General features: G+C 69.2%; 18 protein-coding genes. 8 read left to right on the top strand and 10 right to left on the bottom strand.

The window, feature by feature from the left end; genetic code table 11:
* Nucleotides 1-83 precede the first annotated feature (83 nt).
* Genes RR3_RS03370 through RR3_RS03355 form a run of 4 tightly spaced genes read left to right on the top strand, consistent with a single transcriptional unit; the run spans nt 84 to nt 3,215 of the window.
* Nucleotides 84-848 carry a (Fe-S)-binding protein gene (locus RR3_RS03370; RefSeq protein ID WP_017679744.1) on the top strand — a complete coding sequence of 255 codons (765 nt, stop codon included), beginning with the start codon at nt 84-86 and terminating at the stop codon, nt 846-848.
* Nucleotides 845-2,347 (top strand): LutB/LldF family L-lactate oxidation iron-sulfur protein, encoded by a 1,503-nt coding sequence (locus RR3_RS03365; protein WP_017679743.1) that lies wholly within the window; start codon nt 845-847, stop codon nt 2,345-2,347. The genes RR3_RS03370 and RR3_RS03365 overlap by 4 nt, the downstream gene beginning before the upstream one ends.
* Entirely contained in the window at nt 2,344-2,967 is a 624-nt protein-coding gene (locus RR3_RS03360; RefSeq protein ID WP_010595719.1) for a LutC/YkgG family protein, read from the top strand. Before RR3_RS03365 ends, RR3_RS03360 begins: the two co-directional genes overlap by 4 nt.
* Complete coding sequence (locus RR3_RS03355) at nt 2,964-3,215, top strand: WhiB family transcriptional regulator (protein WP_010595718.1); 252 nt, start codon at nt 2,964-2,966, stop codon at nt 3,213-3,215. The genes RR3_RS03360 and RR3_RS03355 overlap by 4 nt, the downstream gene beginning before the upstream one ends.
* A gap of 202 nt (nt 3,216-3,417) precedes the next feature.
* On the opposite strand, the gene RR3_RS03350 is transcribed toward RR3_RS03355, so the two are convergent.
* From RR3_RS03350 to RR3_RS03305, 10 genes are all read right to left on the bottom strand, one after another.
* Entirely contained in the window at nt 3,418-3,786 is a 369-nt protein-coding gene (locus RR3_RS03350; protein WP_010595717.1) for a hypothetical protein, read from the bottom strand.
* Nucleotides 3,783-5,003, bottom strand: a complete 1,221-nt coding sequence (locus RR3_RS03345) for a hypothetical protein (RefSeq protein WP_010595716.1) — start codon at nt 5,001-5,003, stop codon at nt 3,783-3,785. Before RR3_RS03345 ends, RR3_RS03350 begins: the two co-directional genes overlap by 4 nt.
* On the bottom strand, nt 5,003-5,839 hold the full coding sequence (locus RR3_RS25100) for a DUF8017 domain-containing protein (protein WP_225222978.1): 837 nt from the start codon (nt 5,837-5,839) through the stop codon (nt 5,003-5,005). The genes RR3_RS03345 and RR3_RS25100 overlap by 1 nt, the downstream gene beginning before the upstream one ends.
* A gap of 108 nt (nt 5,840-5,947) precedes the next feature.
* Complete coding sequence (locus tag RR3_RS03335) at nt 5,948-6,568, bottom strand: LON peptidase substrate-binding domain-containing protein (RefSeq protein ID WP_064065626.1); 621 nt, start codon at nt 6,566-6,568, stop codon at nt 5,948-5,950.
* Entirely contained in the window at nt 6,568-7,041 is a 474-nt protein-coding gene (locus tag RR3_RS03330) for a DUF309 domain-containing protein (protein ID WP_010595713.1), read from the bottom strand. The genes RR3_RS03335 and RR3_RS03330 overlap by 1 nt, the downstream gene beginning before the upstream one ends.
* Complete coding sequence (locus RR3_RS03325) at nt 7,034-7,792, bottom strand: ESX secretion-associated protein EspG (RefSeq protein ID WP_010595712.1); 759 nt, start codon at nt 7,790-7,792, stop codon at nt 7,034-7,036. The genes RR3_RS03330 and RR3_RS03325 overlap by 8 nt, the downstream gene beginning before the upstream one ends.
* A complete protein-coding gene (locus RR3_RS03320; protein WP_234420134.1) occupies nt 7,789-9,084 on the bottom strand; it encodes a WXG100 family type VII secretion target in 1,296 nt (431 codons plus the stop codon). Before RR3_RS03320 ends, RR3_RS03325 begins: the two co-directional genes overlap by 4 nt.
* Nucleotides 9,085-9,367: 283 nt before the next feature.
* Complete coding sequence (locus tag RR3_RS03315; protein ID WP_010595710.1) at nt 9,368-9,694, bottom strand: hypothetical protein; 327 nt, start codon at nt 9,692-9,694, stop codon at nt 9,368-9,370.
* A 14-nt stretch (nt 9,695-9,708) separates the two neighbouring features.
* Nucleotides 9,709-10,281 carry a DUF3558 domain-containing protein gene (locus RR3_RS03310; RefSeq protein ID WP_064066444.1) on the bottom strand — a complete coding sequence of 191 codons (573 nt, stop codon included), beginning with the start codon at nt 10,279-10,281 and terminating at the stop codon, nt 9,709-9,711.
* Between the two features lie 169 nt (nt 10,282-10,450).
* Complete coding sequence (locus RR3_RS03305; RefSeq protein WP_010595708.1) at nt 10,451-11,053, bottom strand: TetR/AcrR family transcriptional regulator; 603 nt, start codon at nt 11,051-11,053, stop codon at nt 10,451-10,453.
* 109 nt (nt 11,054-11,162) lie between these two features.
* Between RR3_RS03305 and RR3_RS03300 the strand changes: the two genes are divergently transcribed.
* From RR3_RS03300 to fabG, 4 genes are all read left to right on the top strand, one after another.
* Nucleotides 11,163-12,308, top strand: a complete 1,146-nt coding sequence (locus RR3_RS03300; protein WP_003934461.1) for an acyl-CoA dehydrogenase family protein — start codon at nt 11,163-11,165, stop codon at nt 12,306-12,308.
* Between the two features lie 36 nt (nt 12,309-12,344).
* On the top strand, nt 12,345-13,562 hold the full coding sequence (locus RR3_RS03295) for an acetyl-CoA C-acetyltransferase (RefSeq protein WP_026137538.1): 1,218 nt from the start codon (nt 12,345-12,347) through the stop codon (nt 13,560-13,562).
* Nucleotides 13,563-13,710: 148 nt separating this feature from the next.
* The gene (locus RR3_RS03290) at nt 13,711-14,472 is read left to right on the top strand and encodes an SDR family NAD(P)-dependent oxidoreductase (RefSeq protein ID WP_017679736.1); all 762 of its coding nucleotides are present in this window, start codon (nt 13,711-13,713) and stop codon (nt 14,470-14,472) included.
* A gap of 27 nt (nt 14,473-14,499) precedes the next feature.
* A complete protein-coding gene (gene fabG / locus RR3_RS03285; RefSeq protein WP_064066443.1) occupies nt 14,500-15,261 on the top strand; it encodes a 3-oxoacyl-ACP reductase FabG in 762 nt (253 codons plus the stop codon).
* Nucleotides 15,262-15,320: the final 59 nt, after the last annotated feature.

The following is a 15,320-nucleotide window of genomic DNA, read 5'->3' as shown; positions in this document are numbered from 1 at the left end:
AGAAAATCCGGACAGGGGGTGACGCAGGGCACCGACCATGGGTTACTGTGGTCTGACCACATAGACCCGATGCGGAGATCCACATGCGAATCGCCCTGTTCGCGACGTGCCTCGGGGACACGATGTTCCCCGGCGCCGTCTCGGCCACCGCCCTCCTCCTCGCGCGGCTCGGCCACGACGTCGTCTTCCCCGACGGCCAGACCTGCTGCGGCCAGATGCACGTCAACACCGGCTACCAGCCCGACGCGTTGCCACTCGTCGAGAACTACGCCGACGCCTTCGGCGACAACGGCATCGACGCGGTCGTCGCACCCTCCGGATCCTGCGTCGGGTCCGTGCGGCACCAGCACGAGATCGTCGCCGGTCGCTACGGTTCGCCGGCGCTGTGCAGCCGCGTCGACGAGGTGAAGGCCAAGACGTACGAGCTGTCCGAGTTCCTCGTCGACGTCCTCGGGGTCACCGACGTCGGGGCCTACTTCCCGCACCGCGTGACCTACCATCCCACCTGCCATTCGCTGCGCATGCTGCGCGTGGGGGACAAGCCGCTGCAGCTGCTGCGCGCCGTCCGCGAGATCGACCTCGTGGAGCTGCCGGAGGCCGACTCCTGCTGCGGATTCGGCGGCACCTTCGCGCTCAAGAACGCCGAGACCTCCACCGCGATGCTCGCGGACAAACTGTGCAACATCACCGCAACCGGTGCCGAATACTGCAGCGCCGGCGACTCGTCGTGCCTCATGCACATCGGCGGCGGACTGTCACGTCTGCGCACCGGAACCCGCACCATCCACCTCGCCGAGATCCTCGCCTCGGTAGAACCGGCCGTCTCTCCCAAGGAGGTGCCCGCGTGACCGCTCTCGGCATGCCGCCCGTCCCACCGCGCGGCTCCGGAAATCTGCGGGGTGTCGCGGCGTTTCCCGCCGCGGCGCACCAGGAACTGGCAAACACCCAGCTGCGCCGCAACATCGGCAAGGCCACCCACACCATCCGGGCCAAGCGCCTGAGCGTGACCGGCGAGCTGCCCGACTGGGAGCAGTTGCGCGACGCTGGTGCCGCCGTCAAGACCGACGTGCTGAACCGGCTCCCGGAGCTGCTCACCCAGTTCGAGGCCGCGGTGACCGCCCGTGGCGGCGTCGTGCACTGGGCGGCCGACGCCGCCGAGGCCGATGCCATCGTCACCGACCTGATCCGCGCGACGGGCTCCGACGAGGTCATCAAGGTCAAATCGATGGCCACCCAGGAGATCGGGCTCAACGAGCACCTCGAGGAGCAGGGCATCACGGCCTACGAGACCGACCTCGCCGAGCTGATCGTCCAACTGGGCCACGACAAGCCCTCGCACATCCTCGTTCCCGCCATCCACCGCAACCGGGCCGAGATCCGTGAAATCTTCCTGCGCGAGATGCCGGGCGTCGACCCCGATCTGGACGACAATCCCCGGCATCTCGCGGCTGCGGCGCGGAAGTTCCTGCGTCACAAGTTCATGACCGTGCCGGTCGCGGTGTCGGGCGCGAACTTCGGAATCGCCGACACCGGCACGCTCGCGGTCGTCGAATCCGAGGGCAACGGTCGCATGTGCCTGACGCTGCCGCAGACCCTGATCACCGTGATGGGCATCGAGAAGCTGCTGCCCACCTACCGGGATCTCGAGGTGTTCCTGCAGTTGCTGCCGCGCTCGTCCACGGGCGAGCGGATGAACCCGTACACGTCGATGTGGACCGGCGTCACCCCCGGCGACGGTCCGCAGGAGTTCCATCTCGTGCTGCTCGACAACGGACGCACCGCGGCGCTCGCCGACGAAATGGGACGCGAAGCGCTGCACTGCATCCGATGTTCGGCGTGCCTGAATGTGTGCCCGGTGTACGAGCGCACCGGCGGCCACGCCTACGGCTCGACGTACCCCGGCCCGATCGGCGCCGTGCTCAGCCCACAACTCGCCGGCATGGATGCCCCGGGGGATCCGAACGCGACCCTGCCCTTCGCCTCGAGCCTGTGCGGGGCGTGCTACGACGCATGCCCCGTCAAGATCGACATCCCCTCGCTGCTCGTCGAACTGCGGCACCAGAAGGTCGAGCACGCGTCGTTCGGGATCGAGGCGGCCGCGATGAAGGCGGCATCACTGGCGATGTCGTCGTCGCGTCGCTGGACGACCGCGCAGAAGGCGGCCGGACTCGGCCGGCTCCTCGCCGGGAAGAAGGGGAAGATCACCTCGCTGCCGCGTCCGCTCGCCGGCTGGACGGAAGCCCGCGACATCCCGGCGCCGCCGAGACAGACCTTCCGGCAATGGTGGAACTCCGACGAGGGACGTGCCGCGCTGGCACAGGCGCGCGAGAAGGGACGGCAGCAGTGAGCACCCGCGACGTGATCCTCGGCCGGATCCGCGACGCCCGGACACTTGCCCCACCGGTACCGGTGCAGGTACCCCGCGAGTACCGCACCGGGCGCACCCTGCCGGACGCACAGCGGCGGGAACTGCTCGTGGACCGGCTCGTCGACTACAAGGCGCACGTGCACGAGTGCGCGCCGGCCGACCTTCCCGACGTGCTCGCACGGGTGCTGACCGAGCACGGCGTGCGCCGCGTGGGGGTCCCCGCGGGATTGGACCGGTCGTGGCTCGCACGGTTCGACGGCGACGTGGTGGTGGACTCGTCCGAGATCCCCGCCCCGGACCTCGGCGACCTCGACGGCGTCGTCACCGCCTCCGCGGTCACGTGTGCCGAGACGGGCACCATCTTCCTCGACGGCGGCCCCGACCAGGGCCGGCGCGCGCTGACCCTCGTGCCGGACCTGCACGTGTGCGTCGTGCCCCTCGCCGACGTCGAAGTCGGGGTGCCCGAGGCGCTGATGCGGCTGGTGCCGGAACGCCCCACCACCATGATCAGCGGCCCCTCCGCGACGTCCGACATCGAACTCGAGCGGGTCGAGGGCGTGCACGGGCCACGAACCCTGATCGTGGTGATCGTCGGATGACCGCCACCCGCACCCGGTCCGGGTTCGGGTGGCAGTTCCGCGGCAGTTGCCGCTCCCTCGGCGAGTTCTACTTCTTCGCCCCGGACGGCGAGGAACCGGTCGTGCGGCGACGGCGGGAGGCAGCTGCGAAACGGATCTGCGCGAGCTGCCCGGTGCTGACGGAGTGCCGGACCCACGCGATGCTCGGCCGCGAGCGGCACGGGGTGTGGGGCGGGCTGTCGGAGCGGGAGCGCCGCGCCCGGTGCTGACGGCGAGGCGCTCCCGGTCCGCTCGGACGAGGAGCGCCCCGCGGCAGCTTCACCCCACGGCCGCGAGCGGTGTCGCAGTCCGGCCGGTGGCGGCCGGCACCGACTTCAGCGAAATCGAGCGCCTGGCCCTCATCGGCCGCTGACGCGGCCGGTGTGTCCTTTGGGTTGCCCTGGCAGCCCAAAGGGCACACCGCTGGGGGCGTTACGACTGCCAGGGGATCCGGTACGGCTCCTGGTCCTGCCCGGCCGCAGGCGTGGTACGCGGCGAGGCCGGGAACCACCGGAACCGCGGATTCGCCTTCAGTTCGGCGACCTCCGGTGGAACCGGATGTGCCACCGCCTCGATCTCGGACCAGCGGCACTGTCCGGCAGCAACTCTCGACGCGTACTGCCGCAGTGCGGGAGAGGCGTCGCTGCTCGCCGCGAGTTGTTCCATCACCGCATCGTCGACCTGAATGCACCGGTTCGCGCCGGCGAACCGCTGTGCGCGGATCACGGCGGTGTCGAGGTCGGTCACGGCTCGGTGGATGCGGTCCAGTGGACCGTCGAGGTGCGAGGGCACGTCCCTCACGGCGCGTCCGCCCAGGGGTTCTCGCCGACCGAGTACGGTTCGGAGGGCTTGTTCACGGGGCCGCGGACGTCTGCGACGCCGGCGAGATCGACGGCCACCGCCGCCCGGTGCTCGGTGCGCTCGTACGCCTCGGTCAACGGCGCCAGCGTGTGATCGACCTGCTCCTGCAGGGCGTTCGCCGGCGACGCCAGAGCATCGAGGAACGCCCTCAGTGCGTCCGTGAGCGCGCGGATCCGCGTCACGACGTCGTCGACGAATGCGATCGTGTCCCGAACGATCCTGGCGAGGGTGAGGATCTGTACGGCCGTGCCGGCGAACGGGACCTTCTTCAGCGCGAACTTCAGCGTCTGCATCCCGTCGTCGAACGCCACCTCTTCCTCGAGCATCTCCTTCAGCGACCGAACCGCGGTGACGATCGCTTCCCGGATCTTCTCCGCAACCAGGTTGCACGTCTCCTCGACCACGCGTCCGACCGGTCCCTCCCACCGGAGCGCGTCGACGATCCGGCCGGCGTAGTCCGTGAACGCCCGGGCAGCCTGCCCGTTCCAGTGGGGATCCAGAGCTCGCACCACGGCGTCGAGATTCTCCCCGCCGGCCTCCACCGCCTCCCCGGCGATGCGGTACGCGTTGCCGAGTCGCCGCAGTTCGTTCCAGTTTCCGTCCAGCGGTTCGATCACCTGGGCGATCGGGCTCCACTCGGTCAGCATCTCGATTGTCTTGTCGACGTCGCCGAGCCAGCCGGCCGCCTCCGCGACGATCTCACGGACGTCCTCGTCGGGGGCTTCGGGGTGAGGGAGTTCGGTCCTGCCCGCAACCCCGGTCCGGACGGGATCGGGGTACGGTCGCGCCGGGCCGGCGGCCGGTGTCTCCGGATCGTATGCGTCGATCGACTCCGGAAAGAGGAGGTTGGCATTGAGCCGTTCGTAGTTGCGTTCCTCCGTGTCGTAGTAGATCCACGCGCAGCGGTTCAATTCGATGCCGGTCTTCAGGCAGAGATCGGCAAGGACGAAGTATCGAGACTGTGCCGACGGCAGAACTGCCCGGAACCCGTCCTGGATCGTCCGCAACAGTGCACCGTCCAGTGTGCCGGCCGGCTCACCGTGGACGGCGAGGTACCGGTTGGCCCACAACACATCGTTGCCGATCTCCTGCGCAGCGACGGCAGCGCCGGCGATCTGATTCGCGGTGGCGCTGAACCTCTCGTATGTCTCGGACATCACGACCTCCTCAGCGACTCGACGAGGCCGTCGATGGAATCGTCGTCGAGCTGGCCGGCCACACCGCGATCCGCCTGCACGACGAAGACCGCGACCTCCGCTGAGGCCAGGCCGGTGGTGGCCACGAAGTCCCACCGTGCTGCCGGCGGGGCACATTCGTGGATGTGCGGGATGTCGGCTACACGCGCCGTGATCCGGACCGCCGGATTTCCGTCGATGTCGAAATGGACCGGGGCCGAATACTCGACCGTCGGCGACTGTTCCCGGCCGGAGTACATCCACTCGACTGCTCGAACCTCGTGAGCAGCCACGGTCAGCAGGTCACCGGCGGGCCGCCCCGTGATACCCACGGACGCCAGCGTGGACGTGTCTTCCGCGGCGCAGTACCCATTCCCGAAGGAGGATGCCGAACCGATCACCATCATTTCACCGCCACGGCCGTTCCACCCCATAATGGACTCTCCCCCGAACCAGCCGGGTGGCGTGGTGTACGTGAGCCCGAACTTCGTCGGTACCGGTTGCGGTGCGCCCTCGGGAACGTCGGGCAGTTTCGGAGCCCGCTCCATCGTTGGGAATCCCGGTGGCAGTTCACGTCGTGGTGTTGTGGCAGTAGGTGACTCGGCACGTGACGTCGTGACCGGTGGGGCCCACTCCGGCGCCGCATCCGGAACATCCGGCGCCAGCAGGCTCCCTGCTGCCGATATCCCGCCGATGGCGAGCGCGCCCCCCACGCACCACAACACCACTTTGCCCAGCTCGAAGACGACGACGCCCCACTTCGACATTTCTCGACCCCCCTTGTCGACAGCGGAACCATACCAGTTGATCTGGTCCACAGGGTTTTCCGCGCCCCGAGGGTGTGGAGAACCGGGACCGCCGAACGAGCAACGGCCGCCGGGACGTGGGAGAACGGGGTTCTGCGCGGTCCGCGGGATCGGTCGATCTCACATGCTGTCGAGGCGCCACTGGGCGAGCTGGACTGCGTTCGAGACGCATTCGGTCACCACCGCCGATCGTTCGGCGGGTCCGGGCGCCGTGAGCACCTGCAATCGGTCCGCCTCGCCGATCGGAACGAACCGCGCCAGTGCGAACAGCCGCGCGCCCGGCTCGTCGGGCAGTTCGGTGATGCTCGGCGGTTCGATCCGACCGTTCGACAGCCGGTCGAGCAGACCGTAGATCCGGCCGAGCCCCACGCTCAGTTCGGCGAAATCCACCGGGCCGGAAACCGTGTCCGGCCACGGCTCGACCTCCGCGCGCGGGTACGGGTCGTCCGGAAGCCAGTTCTTCACCCGGATCCGCTCTTCCCCGATGCACTCCAGGACGTATCGACCGTCGTCGAGTTCGGTGTCCATCACGATCCGCGCGATCGTGCCGACGTCGTGGCGGGTCTCCCCGCCCCCCACCTCGTGCCCTCGCTCGATGAGCACGACGCCGAATCGTGGCCCGTCCGGATCTGCGAGGCAGTCCCGGACCAGGCGGCGGTAGCGCGGCTCGAACACATGGAGCGGAAGCGCGTCGCCCGGCAGCAGCACGGTTCCCAGCGGGAACATCGGGAGCACGGGCATCAGGGCAGCCGCAGCCGGGGAATCGGCGGTTCCGGAATCGGCTCGCCGCGTTCGATCTCGGTCAGCAGGTGCTCGGCCCACGCCGCCAGACCGTCGATGTCCAGCCCGTGCGGCGGCTCGTCCTCGTAGTGCCGGATCCGCGCCTCCCCCTGCCGCAACAACGACGCCGCACCCGCCGGATTGTCCCGCAGCAGATGCGTCAGCCCCACGGCGAGCTGCGCCAGCCCCTGCCACAGGGGCCGCTCCTCGACCGGCGCCGATTTCCACGTGCTCTCCAGCACCTCGTGCGCATGAAACGGATGGCCGTGGTCGAGCAGCCGCTGGGCCTCGGTGATCGCCTCGTCGGGCTCGAGGTCCAGGTCCTCCGGGACCCGCTCGACACCCTCCTCGCCGTAGGGGAGAGGACGCCCCAGCGCGTCGCGCGGACGGGCATTCTGCGGCCTACCGTCGACGGTTCGATCCCGTTCAACCATGAACCCAGCGTAAACCGGTATCGCCGACCCGACCGCGCTTCTCGCGAGCCCCGTCGACGGCGCGGGCCAGCTCGTCGCGCAGCAGCTCCGGCGACGCGGGACAGACGTGGGTGTGGCGGCCCGTCCGGAACAGGTACCGGCCGTCCCCGACGACGTCGAACCAACCGAGATCGGTGACCGGCGTGAAGGTCAGACCGTCCGGTGAGGACAGTACCCGCAGGTTGCCCGTCCCGGACCGGGGATCGGTCAGCAGCCGTCGCAATCGGACTGCGGGCGGCGCCTGCGCGGTCCGCAGTACCTGCGTCGGGGTCGAGAACTCCGCCACCTCCGCGGTGGGCGCGGACAGCGCCGGCGCCGTGCCTGCGGGTGCGTCGGGCAGACACTGCACGACGGCGTCCGCCAAGGTGTACGCCGACGTGGTCGTGACGACGAAGTCGCCGGCACGCCCCGGTTCCTGTCGCACCAGGACCGCGGAGTCGTGCCTGATGCAGCCCCGCAGCCGCAGCTCGGAGTCGGCCGAGGTCTGCCCGTACGCCTCGACGGTGACCTCCGCGTGCCGCATCGTCGCCATCGCCGCCGCGAGCTGCTCGTCGGGATTCATGCGCCGCCACCGGTGGGCCGCCTCCACGTTCGCGGCGTGTTCGTCCTCCCACAGCGCGGTCGAGCGGTAGCGCAGGGGAAACGGGACCTCGTCGAGTCCTGTCGCGGTCCACAGCGCGAGGAACCGGTCGGGTGTGAGCCGCCACGTCATGCCGGATCGACCCCCAGTACCGGCGGCGCGGTGAGCGGCATCGGACCGATCAGCTCGTTCCCGTTGTCGATGCCCACGAGGTAGCTGGGCACCGTGCGGGCGGCGTCGTCGTCCCGTGCCGGGCGTGCGGGGGCGCCCAGCATGCCCGGGTACATGCCGCCCGCGCGGCCGGAGCCGGCGCGCGCGCCGGGACCCGACGTCGCCGAACCGGTCGTTCCGTTCGCCATCGGCACGCCGCCGACGGGACCGGGTCCGCCGAGTCCCGGAGCGCCGGCGCCGGTCCCCGCGCCGGCGCCTCCCGCGCCACCGCCCCCCGACGTCGCTCCGCCGGTTCCGCCCGGGAATCCCCCAGGGGAGCGCTCCGGGGTCGTGGTCGCGCCGGCCGCCGTCGTCGCGGCCGGGACGGTCGTCGAGGGCTCGGCAGCACCCGTCGTCGGGTCGCCCGGTGCCGCGTGACGGTCTGGGGCAGGGGCGTCTGGGGCTGGGGCGTCGGGGGCTGGGGCGTCGGGGGACGCGGTGTCCGTGACCGGTCGGCCGTCGCTGCCGGCTCCCGCGGGCCCGGAACCGCCACCTCGGCCGTTCGCACTATCCGCGGGGCGCTCCGCTGGGCTCGGTCCGAGCGGTCCCGATCCTGCCGTCGCCTCGTGCGGGGACGGCAGGATCGGGACCGCCGTGCCGGATTCGCGGTAGTGCGGGACGTAGAGCGACTCCATGACGCGCACGGCCTCGGTGCGTGCAGCCTCCGCCGCCCGCGCGAACTCCGCCGTGTCCTGTGGCACCACCACACCCGACGGCATCGGGATCCGTATCGGCGGTGGTTGCACATTGGTTCGGACGGCGGTGGCGATCTCCGATGCCGCAGCCAGCTTCGTCGACACCGCCAGCAGGGCGGCGACCAGTTGTTCGGCCGACGTCGCGAAGGAGCGGGTCGCCGCCACGGCCTGCTGTGCCGCCTCGCCGTCCCATCCCTCGGCAATCTTGTTGCAGATCATCTGGGTTCCGAAGATGAAGCCGATGCTCATGTCGGTCGCGATCGCGCGCCAGCTCTCCGCCAGGCTCCTCATCGCACCCGGGTCCATTCTCTGGACGTCCCGGTAGATGGCGTCGTGCTCCATGCTGTGGAAGTTCTCGAACACGCTGGCATAGTCCGGATCGAAGCTGCCGTCGAGCCGTGCAACCAGGCTGGTGTGCCAGTTCGTCAGGGCGTCGACCCGCTCCGGCACCGCGGGATCGAGCAGCGGATCGAGCATCGACCGGATCGGATTCTCGTTGTACGACAATTTATTCGGCACTTCCGCTCACGACCGCGACGTGTCGCGCCGCGCGTCTTCCGGTGCCGTGTGAAGCCTCGACTGACATGCCCATGGAGTCCCCCCGATTCCGTGGTAGTGCGCAGGATCGTAGCGGACCGGACAGTCCTGTGGCGAGTCGTGCCGGGCCGTGCAGGTGGTGCCGCGATCGCCCTCGTCGCATCCGCGCGGTCCCCAGTCGTCCGCGCCCTCGATTGCGTTCGCGGATGACTGGCGCCCGCGCGGATATCGCGTGACTCGTCGAGCGGTGCAAAAGTGCTGGCGTTCACGTGGAGTCGGTCGTGCCGAGACGCCGGACCCAGTCGTACTCGGCGTCGAGGAATCCCTGCCCGCCGGCGGCGAAGGTCTCGCGCATGCGGGTGAGGACCTCGTGGAACTGGGTGAGCCGCTCGTAGGCGGACTCCGGGGTGCCTCTGGCCTTGATGAGGAAGCCTCGGCGAAGTTGTTCCGCGGACTCGAATCCGCCGAAGCTCACGGCTCGGGTCAGGTCCTCGGATCGGTCGATCGCGTGGGACAGTGTCGCGAGCATGGTGTCGCATAGTGCGACGATCTCGTCGATCGTGTGGGGGTCGAGTCGCAGCGGTCTGCTCACCTTGTTCCTTCCGATCAGTTGCCGATGAGTACGGAGATCCGCGCGGCGGTGTCCTCGAGTCCGGCGCACCATTCCCCTTGCGGGACGCCGTTGCCGTGGTCGGGGTGGTAGACGCGCGAGATGATGAGGACCCCGAACGACGTCTCCACGTTGACGGCACACGCGTGGCGCAGGCTCGGGTCGACCTCGAGGAGGGCGCGTCGGCCGTCGACTTCGATGGGGGTCGCGTACCCGCCGACCTTCTCCTGCACTTCGGCGAAGGTGATGTTGCCGGAATTGAGATTGAGTCCGTAACGGCGGAGAACTCCGGGGATGCGTAACGTGCCCTGATAGCTGCACCCGAGGAATGTGTAGTGCGTCGCGGCGAAGTCGCTGATCTCCTCCGACTTCGGGTCGTAGCCGGCGTCGCGGAGTACCTGGTCGGGGATGTCGAGGCAGGGGTCGAACGTGACCGGGGGCCGGTCGGATTCGTCGACGATGCGCGGCACACGGGTGGTCGACGTGGCCGGCGGCTCCGCGGGTGCTGTGGGTTCCGGGGGTGCGACGGAGGTGCACGCGCCGGCCGTCGCCGCCGCGACGGCGACGATCCACCCACGCGTGCGTACCCGTCGTCGTTCTCGGTAGGTCGCGGCGCGAGCGTGTGGCCGACGCGCTCTCCGGTCACCCGCGACATCCGTTGCGTGCGCAGTCGGCCGATCGCCGCGCGAAGACGTCCCCCCGATCATGGACCCCCCGATCCGTCGTGTGGGGCAGATCCTAACGGACGGCGCCGACGAGGCGCAGGGCCAGATCGGAGTAGAGGTTCGCGATGGCATGGGGCTCGTTGTAGCGGCCGGAGGGGTACCAACGGCAGATGTCGACGCACAGCGACATCAGGGCCAGGGTGACGCCCTCGGTGTCGGGGACGGTGAACTCGCCGGAGGCGACCCCGGCGTCGACGATGGTGCGGACGACCTGGGTGGTGCGTCGGCGCAGGCCGGTGATGACGCGGTAGTGCTCCGGGGTGAGGGCGGTCAGTTCGTACTGGACGACGCGGGCGCGGCGATGGTGCTCGGCCTGCCACTCGGCGAACCGGGCGATGACGGTGGACAGACGCGTGGTGGCGTCCTCGTCGGGCAGGTCGGCGGTGCGCACCACCTCGAGGGCGAGATCGTGGCCCTCGTAGCTGATCGCGTAGAGCAGTTCTTCCTTGGACTTGTAGTGCGGGTACATCGCGGCCGGGCTCATGTCGAGGCGGGCGGCGATCTGGCGGGTGGTGGTGCCGCCGTAGCCGTTCTCGGCGAACACCTCGACGGCTGCCTCGCGTAGCCGGGCCGCGGCCTTCGATCCGCTGATCACCGCGTCCCTGGATGTGCTCACGTCGTGCTCCCGTTCCTGCTGCGGCCTGGTTGACAAGATAGCGGCCGCGGTTCACCATAAGCGCACGCTTAGAAAATAAGCAGATGCTTACAGATTTGAGGAGCGGTTGATGCGACGCACCCTGTACGGCCCCGATCACGAGGCGTTCCGCGAGTCGGCGCGCGAGTTCGTGAACCGGTTCGTCATGCCCCGTGCGGAGGAGCTCATCGAACGTCACGAGATCCCGCGTGACATCTGGATCGAGGCCGGTAAGGCCGGCTTCCTGGGGCTCGAGATCCCGGAGCGCTTCGGTGGCATGGAAGCGAACGACTACCGTTTCAACGCCATCCTCGGCGAGGAGTTCGCCCGGGCCAACATGGCGCTGTCCTCGTCGATGGGTATCCACTCGGACATCACCGTCCCCTACATCGTCCACCTGGGCAACGAGGAACAGCGCGAGCGCTGGCTGCCGCGCTGCGCCACCGGCGAGCTCATCTGCGCCATCGGCATGACCGAGCCGTCCGGCGGCTCCGACCTCGCCAACCTGAAGACCACCGCCGTGCGCGACGGTGACGACTGGATCCTCAACGGCGCCAAGACGTTCATCACCAACGGCTACAACTGCGACCTCGTCGTCGTCGCGGCCCGCACCGACCCGTCGAAGGGCGCGAAGGGCATCTCCCTGTTCGCCGTCGAGCGCGGGATGGAGGGCTTCGAGAACGGCCGCAAGCTGGACAAGGTCGGTCAGCCCGAGGCCGACACCGCAGAGCTGTTCTTCAAGGACGTTCGCGTCCCGCACGCCAACCTCATCGGCGAGGAGGGCATGGGCTTCATCTCGATGATGAAGATGCTGCCGCAGGAGCGACTCGGCTCCGCGGTCAACAATGTGCACCACGCCAAGCACATCCTGCTCGAGACCATCGAGTACGCGAAGGAGCGCAAGGCGTTCGGCCAGGCCATCGGCGCCATGCAGTACAACAAGTTCCTGCTGGCCGAGCTGGTCACCAAGATCGAGGTCGCCGAGGCGTACGTCGACCAGGCCGTCGAGGCGCATGCCGACGGCAAGCTCACCGCCGTGGACGCGGCCAAGGCGAAGTGGTGGAGCGCGCAGACGCAGTCCGAGGTCCTGGACGCGTGCGTGCAGATCCACGGTGGCTACGGGTTCATGAACGAGTACCGTGTGGCTCGTGCATGGAAGGACGCCCGCGTCACCAAGATCTGGGCCGGCACCAACGAGATCATGAAAGAACTCATCGGCCGCGATCTGGGCCTGTAGAGACTCGAAGCGTCAACACCGAACAAGGAGCGCGTGATGCCCGAAGCTGTGATTGTCTCCGCCGCCCGTTCGCCCATCGGGCGGGCAATGAAGGGGTCGCTCAAGACCGTGCGCCCGGACGATCTGGCCACCCAGATGGTCGCCGCCGCCCTGGCGAAGGTGCCGGAGCTGGACCCGACCCAGATCGACGACCTGTTGCTCGGCTGCGGCCAGCCCGCCGGCCAGTCCGGGTTCAACATCGCCCGCGTCGTCGCGGTGCAGTTGGGCTACGACTTCCTGCCCGGCGTGACCGTCAACCGCTACTGCTCGTCGTCGCTGCAGACCACCCGCATGGCGCTGCACGCGATCAAGGCCGGCGAGGGCGACGTGTTCGTCTCCGCCGGTGTCGAGTCCGTCTCGAGCTTCGTCACCGGCAACGCCGACGGCCTGCCGAACACCAAGAACCCGCTGTTCGCCGACGCCGAGGCCCGCACCGCCACGCTCGCCGAGGGCGGCACGGCGTGGACGGACCCGCGCAGCGAGGGTCTGCTGCCCGACGTGTACATCGCGATGGGTCAGACCGCGGAGAACGTCGCGTCGATGACCGGCATCTCCCGCGAGGACCAGGACCGGTGGGGCGTGCGGTCGCAGAACCGGGCCGAGGAAGCCATCAAGTCCGGCTTCTTCGAGCGCGAGATCAGCCCCGTCACCCTGGCCGACGGCACCGTCGTGACCACCGACGACGGCCCCCGGCCCGGCACCACGTACGAGGCCGTGAGCCAGCTCAAGCCGGTCTTCCGCCCCGACGGCACCATCACCGCGGGCAACGCCTGCCCGCTCAACGACGGCGCCGCGGCCCTGGTGATCATGTCCGACACCAAGGCCGAGGAGCTGGGCCTGACCCCGCTGGCACGGATCGTCTCGACCGGCGTGTCCGGCCTGTCGCCGGAGATCATGGGCCTGGGCCCGATCGAGGCGGTCAAGAAGGCCCTCGCGAACGCCGGCAAGACCATCTCCGACATCGACCTGTTCGAGATCAACGAGGCGTTCGCCGTGCAGGTGCTCGGCTCCGCCCGTGAGCTCGGCATCGACGAGGACAAGCTCAACGTCTCCGGTGGCGCGATCGCCCTCGGCCACCCGTTCGGCATGACCGGGGCGCGGATCACCGCCACGCTGCTCAACAACTTGCAGACCCACGACAAGCAGTTCGGCGTGGAGACGATGTGCGTCGGCGGTGGTCAGGGCATGGCGATGGTGCTCGAGCGCCTGAGCTGACCCCTCTCGACCGGAACGCGAACGAGGCGCGGTCGCGGGCCCGAAAGGGCTTGTGACCGCGCCTTTTTCGAAAAAACAATCTTGAACTCGAGCGCGAATTCAACTATACAAGTCGCGTAGGTACCAATTTTCGGAGGAGACTACCCCCATGTCCGTACTCGACAAGTTCCGACTCGACGACCGCGTCGCGATCGTCACCGGCGCGTCCTCCGGCCTCGGCGTCGCCTTCGCCCAGGCCCTCGCCGAGGCCGGAGCCGACGTCGTGCTCGCGGCCCGTCGCGCGGACCGGCTCGAACAGACCGCCGAACTCGTCCGTGCGGCAGGTCGCCGCGCGCTGAGTGTCGAGACCGACATCGCCGAGCCCGAGCAGGCGCAGCGGATGGTCGACGCCGCGGTCGAGCACTTCGGCAAGGTCGACATCCTCGTCAACAACGCCGGTATCGGCACGGCCGTCCCGGCCACCAAGGAGACTCCGGAGCAGTTCCGGCGCGTCATCGACATCAACCTGAACGGTTCGTACTGGGCAGCGCAGGCCGCCGGGCGCGTCATGCAGCCGGGCAGCGCCATCGTCAACATCTCCTCCGTCCTGGGCCTCACCACCGCGGGACTGCCGCAAGCCGCCTACGCCGCGAGCAAGGCCGGCGTGATCGGTCTGACCCGCGACCTGGCCCAGCAGTGGGGGGCTCGCAAGGGCATCCGCGTCAATGCCATCGCGCCGGGATTCTTCGAGACGGAGATGACCGACGAATACCAGCCCGGCTATCTCGACAGCATGAAGCCGCGAATCGTCCTGGGCCGCACCGGTGATCCCGCCGAGATCGCCGCCACCGCCGTGTGGCTCACCTCGGCGGCCGCCGGTTACGTCACCGGACAGACGATCGCGGTCGACGGCGGCCTCACCATCAACTGAAGTTTCCAACCACACCGGAGGTAAGCAGTGAGCGAAGCAAGCACCCGTACCGCCATCGTCACCGGCGCCGCGCGCGGTATCGGCGCCGCAGTGGCCAAGCGTCTCGCCGAGGACGGATTCCAGGTCGCGGTTCTGGACCTCGACGAGTCCGCATGCGCCGACACCGTCTCGGCCATCGAGTCGGCCGGCGGCAAGGCCCTCGCCGTCGGTGCGAACGTCGTCGACGAGCAGTCCGTCGCCGCGGCCGTGGAGAAGGTCTCGAGCGAACTGGGCGATCCCACGGTGCTGATCAACAACGCCGGCATCACCCGCGACAACCTGCTGTTCAAGATGACCGTCGACGACTGGGACGCCGTGATGAACGTGCACCTGCGGGGCGCGTTCCTCATGTCCCGTGCGACGCAGAAGTACATGGTGGAGGCCAAGTTCGGTCGCATCGTCAACCTGTCGAGCACCTCCGCGCTGGGCAACCGCGGCCAGGTCAACTACTCCGCGGCCAAGGCCGGCATGCAGGGCTTCACCAAGACCCTCGCGATCGAGCTCGGCAAGTACGGCGTGACCGCCAACGCGATCGCCCCCGGTTTCATCGAGACCGAGATGACCGCGGCGACGGCCGAGCGGGTCGGGATGTCGTTCGAGGACTTCAAGGCCGCCGCGGCGTCGCAGATCCCCGTCGCCCGCACCGGAAAGCCCGAGGACATCGCGCACACCGCGTCGTTCCTCGCGAGCGAGGGCGCGGGCTTCGTCTCCGGCCAGGTCATCTACGTCGCCGGTGGTCCGAAGGACTGACGGCGGAGACCGAACCACGACGACGCCGTGCGTCCTTCCCCCCTGCGGGAGGACGCACG

Origin of the sequence: Rhodococcus ruber NBRC 15591 (assembly GCF_001894945.1) — a bacterium.
GTDB classification, from domain to species: Bacteria; Actinomycetota; Actinomycetes; order Mycobacteriales; family Mycobacteriaceae; genus Rhodococcus; species Rhodococcus ruber.
The sequence above is the reverse complement of the archived record's forward strand: the minus strand, read 5'-3'. Positions and strand labels throughout refer to the sequence as shown.

Bases quoted from the DNA above. Each gene is read 5' to 3' on its own strand.
- RR3_RS03370 (WP_017679744.1), top strand. From the start codon at position 84: ATGCGAATCGCCCTGTTCGCGACGTGCCTCGGGGACACGATGTTCCCC.
- RR3_RS03355 (WP_010595718.1), top strand. From the start codon at position 2,964: ATGACCGCCACCCGCACCCGGTCCGGGTTCGGGTGGCAGTTCCGCGGC.
- RR3_RS03345 (WP_010595716.1), bottom strand. From the start codon at position 5,003: ATGTCCGAGACATACGAGAGGTTCAGCGCCACCGCGAATCAGATCGCC.
- RR3_RS03335 (WP_064065626.1), bottom strand. From the start codon at position 6,568: ATGCCCGTGCTCCCGATGTTCCCGCTGGGAACCGTGCTGCTGCCGGGC.
- RR3_RS03330 (WP_010595713.1), bottom strand. From the start codon at position 7,041: ATGGTTGAACGGGATCGAACCGTCGACGGTAGGCCGCAGAATGCCCGT.
- RR3_RS03325 (WP_010595712.1), bottom strand. From the start codon at position 7,792: ATGACGTGGCGGCTCACACCCGACCGGTTCCTCGCGCTGTGGACCGCG.
- RR3_RS03300 (WP_003934461.1), top strand. From the start codon at position 11,163: ATGCGACGCACCCTGTACGGCCCCGATCACGAGGCGTTCCGCGAGTCG.
- RR3_RS03295 (WP_026137538.1), top strand. From the start codon at position 12,345: ATGCCCGAAGCTGTGATTGTCTCCGCCGCCCGTTCGCCCATCGGGCGG.
- RR3_RS03290 (WP_017679736.1), top strand. From the start codon at position 13,711: ATGTCCGTACTCGACAAGTTCCGACTCGACGACCGCGTCGCGATCGTC.